Source organism: Streptomyces sp. NPDC048411 (genome assembly GCF_040704695.1).
Classification (GTDB): domain Bacteria; phylum Actinomycetota; class Actinomycetes; order Streptomycetales; family Streptomycetaceae; genus Streptomyces.
Map to the genome: position 1 here is coordinate 24,046 of NZ_JBEZKL010000033.1, position 4,177 is coordinate 28,222.

Genomic DNA, 4,177 nt, shown 5'->3' on the forward strand with positions numbered 1-4,177 from the left:
ATTCGGATCTCGGGTGTCGCTGCTCGGGTGTCAGCGCAGGATCCGACGGGCCACGTTGGTGGTGACGGCCTGCGCTGAACGGCCGAGGGTGCCCGCCCCCTCACGGGAGCGGGCACCTGCTCGTGCAACGGGACGGCAAAGCCGCCTACGGGGTGCGCGTGCTCCACTTCTGGTTGGGCGTGCCGGCGCACTGCCACAACTGCAGACGCGCTCCGTTGTCGGTCCGCTGATCGATCACGTCGACACACTTATTACCGGACTGCGGGTTGGTCAGGTCGTGCGACGAGTTCAGACGGAACTGCTGCGCGCCCGACCCGTTGCATGTCGTCCAGTTGATGACGGCGCCGTTGTTCGTCGCGCCACCGCTGACGTTCATGCACTTGCCCTCGGACCGCACGGTGCCGTCGACGAACTTCCACCGCTGGTAGGACTCGTTGTAGCAGTCCCAGATCACCAGCTTGGAGCCGACAGGCGCGCCCGGGCTGTTGGCGATGCCGATGCAGCGGCCGGAGGCGTGGCTGTAGATCTGCACGCCGCCGGACCAGGACTCACCCGAGGTCGTCTGGGACGTGTTGTTCGACTTCGCCCCGGAGCCGGAGGAGGTGTCGCCCGAGGTACCCCCGGAGCCGGAGGACGTCTTGCCCGATCCCTCCTTCACGCTGACCGGTTTGTCCCCTCCCGTGGACTTCTTCCCGCCCCCCGACGCGCCGGCCTTCGGCGTCACCGTCACGACGACGGGCTTGCCGTTCGGACCGGTGGTGGTGGTGACGCTCTTCGGCTGCACGCCGCCTTTCGCCTTGGACGCGTGCGGCGAGGGCGACTCCGAGCCGACCACGCCGGGAGCCGCGTCTGCGGCCAGACTCTCCAGCACCGTGCCCGGAGCGGCGCCCGGCTTCGCGGACGACCGTCCGTCGTCGCCGTCGCCGCCACTGATCATGAAGGGTACGGAGATCAGCAGTGCGCCGACGATGGCGGCGCCCGCGAGCAGGCTCTTGTGCGGTCGGCCGGGGGCGGCCTTGACCGCCGTCCTGGCGGAGTCGCCGGTGGAGTCGTCGGATCCGGTGACCTTCTCCGCGGTCGTGTCGGCGTCCGCGTCCGCGTTCGCCTTGGCAGTGTCCGCGGTGTCCGCCGTGCCCGCGGTGTCCGCGTCCGCCGTCGCCTTCGGGTCGGCGGACGTCCGGGCGGCCGGCTCGGCCGTGCTCGTCGACTGCCCGGAGGCGGTCGCGGGCGCGAGCGTGCCGAGGGCCTCGGGATCGGCTTCGGCTTCCTCGGTTTCCTGGTTCTCCTCCCGTTGCTCGGGTTCTTCGAGTTCTTCGGGTTCGGGCTCGGGCTCGGCCATGGCGGACGGCACAGCCGAACGCCCCGGGGGCCGCGCCGGGGTCAGGATGCGTTCCGCCATCGTGGCGGCGCTCTCCGGCTTCCCCTCGGCTTCGCCGACGCCCTCCGCCTCGGCCTGCACGGAGGCCACGGCTGTCGGCTCGTCGGGAGAGTCGTTGGGTTTGGAAGTCGTCATGACACCTTTCCGGTGGGGTCGGTGTGACACGTGGATACGACGCTCTGATGTGACACCACGGGCGGGCCGACCTGGTGTGCCGATTGCCTCAGAACACGTGCTGTCGATGACCCGCCCAGTGTTCAGTCGCTGATTCTAGGGTTGGCAAGCCCTCTCATGAACACACCTGTGCCCCGGGCAGGTTCACCCGCTCCTCATGGGGTGTCGGCGGTCAGCCGCCAGAGGGACGTGGTCTCGGCGCTTCGTGCGGCGTGCAGTGGATCGCTGGTGTCCCTGGACCGCGGATGCCGGGGTTTGATGTCGATCTTGTCCTCGACTCTGAGGTGCGCTGCCCGGATCGCGTCGAGCAGGTGCGTACGTGTCCTGAGGCCGAGGTGTTCTGCCAGGTCCGACAGGACGAGCCAGCCCTCGCCGCCCGGTCGGAGATGGCTGGACAGTCCGGCGAGGAAGCCTCGGAGCATGGTGCTGTCCGGGTCGTAGACACCTTGCTCGATGGTGCCGGCCGGACGGGCGGGGAGCCAGGGCGGGTTGCACACGACGAGGTCGGCGCGGCCTTCCGGGAACAGGCACGGGCCCGTCACGTCGACACGGTCGGTGAGTCCGAGCCGACGGACGTTTTCCTTGGCGCAGGTCAAGGCGCGCGGGCTGATGTCCGTGGCCACGATGCGACGGATCCCCCGGCGGGCCAGGACGGCAGCCAGGACGCCGGTCCCCGTACCGAGGTCGAATGCCGTACCGGTGGCGGCTGCGTTCCGGGTCACCGGAAGGGGCGCCCGGGCGACCAGGTCGACGTACTCGCCTCTGACGGGCGCGAACACACCGTAGTGCGGGTGGATGCGCTTGCCCAGTGTCGGCACATCGACGCCTTTCACTCGCCACTGGTGCGCGCCGATCACTCCCAGCAGTTCTTTGAGAGAGACCGCCATGGGCCCCTCCGGCGGGCCATAGGCTTCCCGGCACGCCTGGCGAACGTCGGGAGCCCGGCGCAACGCCAGGGTGTGGTCGTCGCCCAGCAGCACCAGGAGTTTGCCGAGGACACGGGCGCGGTGGCTGCCGGCTCGGCGGTGCAGGTGGAAGGACTCACCGGCGGAGGTACCGGTTCTGGGCGGTTTGCGATCGATGCGGCGGCCCATCGCCTGCAGGAGTTGCCGGGCGTTGTGGAAGTCGCCTCGCCACAGCAGGGCCGTTCCTTCGCACGCCTGGCGGTAGGCGTCGTCGGCCCTCGTCCGGTCGTCGGCGACGACGACGTGTTGCGGACGGGCGGTGCCGTTCTCGGAATGCCAGCGGGCGGACTGGTGGGTGGGACCTTGGCCTTGGGTCCAGTGGATCGTGGACACCACGTACTCCTCGTGGTCGAACGTGCAGGGGTATGAGAAGCACTTCGACGAGGAGCAGACCGAACCGACACCCGGCCGTCGGACAGGTGTGTGCGTTGAGGCAGGCGGCCGCTACCGCTCTCGCGTCGAAGCGCGAGAGCGGACGTCCCAGACAACCATGCCGAGCATCAGGGCCAATCCTTTCGAATGAGAGAGAGCAGACTCGCACAGGTGCTGCCCGGCTGCCAAAACACGGCAACCGTCACACCTCACGGCCGGGGATCAGCACACCTGCTCAGCCGGCTCCACCGCTCAGGATGTTGACGAGATGTTCCTGCGTGGAGGAAACCGGTGTGCGGCTGCCGTTTCGGGGATCGCCGTCCGGCTCGGGGTCCGGATCGGGGTCCTGCTCAGTGTCCGGCTCCGGGTCCGGTTCGGGATCCGGCCCCGTGTCCGGCTCGCCGTCCGACTCGGGCTCGGCGTCGGGCAGGCTGACGGTCTCCACGCGTCGTATGGGGTCGTCCGGGGGCTGCGAGGAGGAAGGATCACTCGCCGAAGATTTGCTCGCGGGAGGGGCGTCGTCGTCCACCCCGGTGTCCGGCTCGGCCTGAGGAGCCGCCGCGGTGGACTCCGCCGGCTGCTCGGCCACGGTCTCCGTCGCCAGTTGCTCGGGGGCAACGGTCATGCTGACCGCGCCCGCGGGATTCACATGGAGATAGGTCTCTTCGTCGAGTTCCCGCACGAGGTCCCGCACCGGGACGGTGCGCGCCGCGTACCGCCCGCCGGACCAAAGCTGGGGGTCCGAGGTGAAGACCGGAACGACAGGGGTGCCGTCCGGACTGCATGCCTCGACCGGGCTCCCGTCGGGCGCGAGCATGACGCCGACCTCCGCGTCGGCGAGCAGGCGGAAGACCTCGTCCTGCGAGCCGTACCCGGTGGCCGCGAGCTGGATCGCCTCGTCGACCGGATCAGTGGGCGCCGACCAGCCGTTCGCGCTCGGGGAGGGCCGGTAGTCGTCGTTGTACTGCCACTCCACCACCTCCCCGTCGGCGTCGGACCGGTACTGTCCGACCACCGCCCAGGCCGGTGGAGTGTCCTCTCCCCGCCACGCAGGATCTACCATGCCGAACCAGTGGTCGGGGGCCGCCCTGGCAGCCTCCAGAATCGATTCCGGGACGTCTGTCAGCGGTTCGTCGCGCTCAGGTGTTTCAGCCACGTCGGGCATCCGGTTCCAGCCTCTCACAGACGAAGTGGTTCACATCCGCACACTGGTCGGCAGGCGCGGGACGTACGCACGTGTGTCGGCCATGTTCACACACCGAGTCGTCACCTCGATGCCTACGCGGCC

General features: G+C 69.5%; 3 protein-coding genes. All 3 read right to left on the reverse strand.

The genetic code is table 11. From position 1 onward, the window contains the following. Positions 1–145 precede the first annotated feature (145 nt). The 3 genes from AB0915_RS14735 to AB0915_RS14745 all read right to left on the reverse strand — a co-directional run bounded on the left by AB0915_RS14735 (position 146) and on the right by AB0915_RS14745 (position 4,045). A complete protein-coding gene (locus AB0915_RS14735) occupies positions 146–1,513 on the reverse strand; it encodes an RICIN domain-containing protein (protein WP_366691435.1) in 1,368 nt (455 codons plus the stop codon). 194 nt (positions 1,514–1,707) lie between these two features. Then, entirely contained in the window at positions 1,708–2,850 is a 1,143-nt protein-coding gene (locus tag AB0915_RS14740; protein WP_366691436.1) for a class I SAM-dependent methyltransferase, read from the reverse strand. Positions 2,851–3,124: 274 nt separating this feature from the next. Beyond that, a complete protein-coding gene (locus tag AB0915_RS14745; protein WP_366691437.1) occupies positions 3,125–4,045 on the reverse strand; it encodes a type VII secretion system-associated protein in 921 nt (306 codons plus the stop codon). Between the last annotated feature and the right edge of the window lie 132 nt (positions 4,046–4,177).

Bases quoted from the DNA above. Each gene is read 5' to 3' on its own strand.
- AB0915_RS14735 (WP_366691435.1), bottom strand. From the start codon at position 1,513: ATGACGACTTCCAAACCCAACGACTCTCCCGACGAGCCGACAGCCGTG.